This window comes from Nonomuraea rhizosphaerae, from assembly GCF_019396405.1.
Lineage (GTDB): Bacteria > Actinomycetota > Actinomycetes > Streptosporangiales > Streptosporangiaceae > Nonomuraea > Nonomuraea rhizosphaerae.
This window is the reverse complement of the sequence record NZ_JAHKRL010000263.1, coordinates 1-2,942: the sequence shown is the minus strand read 5'-3', so window position 1 is coordinate 2,942 and position 2,942 is coordinate 1. Positions and strand designations below refer to the sequence as shown.

Annotated in this window: 3 protein-coding genes; 1 reads left to right on the top strand and 2 read right to left on the bottom strand. The window is 73.1% G+C overall.

Going from position 1 to position 2,942, the window contains the following annotated elements; all coding sequences use genetic code 11:
* A partial coding sequence (locus tag KME77_RS13180) for an FUSC family protein (RefSeq protein ID WP_219466440.1) occupies window positions 1-1,035 on the bottom strand: 1,035 nt, incomplete at its 3' end.
* A 9-nt stretch (window positions 1,036-1,044) separates the two neighbouring features.
* Window positions 1,045-1,740: an alpha/beta fold hydrolase gene (locus tag KME77_RS13175; protein ID WP_219466438.1), complete on the bottom strand. Its 696-nt coding sequence runs from the start codon at window positions 1,738-1,740 to the stop codon at window positions 1,045-1,047.
* A 92-nt stretch (window positions 1,741-1,832) separates the two neighbouring features.
* Here KME77_RS13175 and bar point away from each other — a divergent pair, with 92 nt between their 5' ends.
* Window positions 1,833-2,930, top strand: coding sequence for a barbiturase (gene bar, locus KME77_RS13170; RefSeq protein WP_219466436.1), 1,098 nt, complete (start codon window positions 1,833-1,835; stop codon window positions 2,928-2,930).
* Window positions 2,931-2,942 lie beyond the last annotated feature (12 nt).

The following is a 2,942-nucleotide window of genomic DNA, read 5'->3' as shown; positions in this document are numbered from 1 at the left end:
CGGGAACTGCCCCACCCTCACGCCCGCCGAGACCCCCCCCCGCTCCGCCTCCTGCCGCCGGGCCGCCGCCAGGATCGCCTGCCGGGCCCGTTCGGGGTCGCGGCCGCGCGCCAGGTCCTCGCGCAGCGTCGGCACGGCGTCGGCCAGCTCGCGCAGCGCGCCGGGCAGCCAGGGCGGCGGCACGCCGGGCCTGCCGGTCGCCGCGACGACCCGCCTGGCCAGCACCCGGAGGTTCCTGAACGCGTGGTCGAGGGGCACGGCCGCCCGCTCGTACCCGTCGAGCCTGGACCTGCGCGAGCGGTGCAGCGGCGAGATGGTGGCGATCTCCCTGCTGGTCGCCACCGCCTGCTTGAACTCCTCGACGCTCGCGTGCGTGGCCCTGGCCGCCTCCAGCGCCTCGTCGGCCGGCCCCTTGTCGGCAGGCCCCTTGTCGTCGGACCCTCTGCCGGTCGGCCCGCGATCGGCGCTCTCGTCGGGCCCCTCGTCGAGCGCGTCCGCGATCCGCCGCAGCACGTCCACCAGCGCGTCGAACATGCCGGCCGCGTGCCTGGCCACCAGCGTGGCCGGGTTGACCGGCAGCAGCGCCACCATGGCCAGCCCCACGACGCCGCCCACCGCCGCGTCGGCCATCCTGTCCAGCCCGCCGGTGCCGGACGGCGGCAGCAGGGTCGCCACCAGCACCCCCGACGACCCGGACTGCGCCACGATGAGCTGGCCGTTGTCCAGCAGCACGGCCGCGGTCATCGCCAGCGCGACCACGAACGTGATCTGCCAGGCGCCCGACCCGATCCACGACACCAGCAGGTCGCTGACGCCCACGCCGAGGCTGACCCCGACGACCATCTCGCCCATCCGGCGCAGCCGCCGCCCGAGCCCCACGCCGATGCAGATGATCACCGCGATCGGCGCGAAGAACGGCCGGCCGTGATGCAGGACGTCCTTGGCCACCAGCCAGGCGAGCGCGGCCCCGACCGCGCACTGGCCGATCGACGGGGCCATGAGGCGCAGCCTGCTCAGGGACTCCTGTACACGCACCAGGCTGACCTACCCAGGATCACCCGTCCCGACCGGCCGGGAACCGGCGAGGAAGTCGTCGACGACCCGCGTGAACTGCTCCTTCGCGTCCGCGTGGACGAGATGCCCGGCCTCCAGCGTGGCCGTCTCGGCCCCCGGGATCAGCTCCGCCACCACGCCCATCTCCAGGTGGCTCGTCCGCCCGAACAGCACCAGCGTCGGCGCCGTGATCCGGGCGAGCCCGTCCGCCCACGCCGGGTCCGGCGCCAGGAACTGCCGCTCGCTCTCGTGCACCATCCTCCAGTCGAACCCCTTGGCGTCGGTCTCCACGATCGGCGGCCGTCCCGTCAGCGGGGTCGGCGGGGCGGGCTCCTCCAGCACCAGCCGTTCGACCCGCCCGGGGCAGGCCATGGCGAGGTGGTAGGCCACGAGCCCGCCCAGCGAGTGGCCGATCAGCGTCACCCGCTCGAACCCCAGCTCGTCCATGAGCGCCACGATGTCGCGCGCCATGTCGGGGAAGGCGTAGGAGCCGGGGTAGTCGCTCTCGCCGTGACCCCGCATGTCCGGGGCGATCACGTGGTAGCGGCCGGTGAAGTGGCGCAGGACGCCGTTCCAGTCGTTGTGGTTGGCGGTGCGGCCGTGCAGCAGCACCATCGGGGGCGCGGCCGGGTCGCCCTCCTCGCGGTAGACGAGCCGGATCCCGTTGACACGTGCTTCGCGAATCACACCGGTGACCCTACATTCGGCAGACATTGCCGGTGAAAGCCCTCTCGCCGATGGGTACCGTCCCGCAGACAACCACGACTAAGGGGCAGGACATGCCGGATCCGGTGGAAGTACGCAAGGTGCCGATCGAGAGCGTGACCGACGCTTCCGGTCTCGCGCGGCTGATCGACGACGGGGTGATCGAGGCACACCGGGTGCTGGCCGTGGTCGGCAAGACCGAGGGCAACGGGGGCGTGAACGACTACACCCGCATCCTGGCCGACACGGCCTTCCGCCAGGTGCTGGCCGCCAAGGGACATCCCGCGCCGGAGACCGTGCCGCTGGTGTGGTCGGGCGGCACCGACGGCGTGCTCAGCCCGCACGCGACGATCTTCGCCACCGTGGACCCGGCCCGCGCGCCCCGCTCGGACGAGCCGCGCGTCTCGGTCGGCGTGGCGATGAGCGAGGTCATCCTGCCCGAGGACATCGGCCGTCCGGCGATGGTGGAGAAGGTCGCGGCCGGCGTACGGGAGGCCATGAAGATCGCCGGGATCGACGACCCGCGCGACGTCCACTACGTCCAGACCAAGACGCCCCTCCTCACGCTGGCCACCATCACCGACGCCAAGAGCCGCGGCCAGGACACCGCCATCGAGGAGACCGGCCCCTCCATGGACCTGTCGAACTCCACCACCGCCCTCGGCATCGCCGTCGCTCTCGGCGAGATCGCCATGCCGGCCGCCGAGCAGATCCACAAGGACCTGTCCCTGTACTCGTCCGTGGCCTCCTGCTCCTCCGGGGTGGAGCTGGACCGGGCGCAGATCGTGCTGGTGGGCAACGTGCGGGGGATCGGCGGGCGCTACCGCATCGGCCACAGCGTCATGAAGGACGCCCTGGACGCGGACGGCATCTGGGAGGCGATCCGCTCCAGCGGCCTGGAACTGCCCGACCGGCCGCACCCGTCCGACCTCGGCGACCGGCTCGTGAACGTGTTCATGAAGTGCGAGGCCGACCCGTCCGGCCGGGTGCGGGGGCGGCGCAACATCATGCTCGACGACTCCGACGTGCACTGGCACCGGCAGATCAAGGCGACCGTGGGCGGGGTGGCGGCGGCCGTCACCGGCGACCCGGCGGTGTTCGTGTCGGTCGCCGCCGTGCACCAGGGCCCGTCCGGCGGCGGCCCGGTGGCCGCCATCGCCGACCTGGGCTGAGCGACCCGATCG

Coding starts and splice junctions, on each gene's coding strand:
- bar (WP_219466436.1), top strand. CDS start 1,833: ATGCCGGATCCGGTGGAAGTACGCAAGGTGCCGATCGAGAGCGTGACC.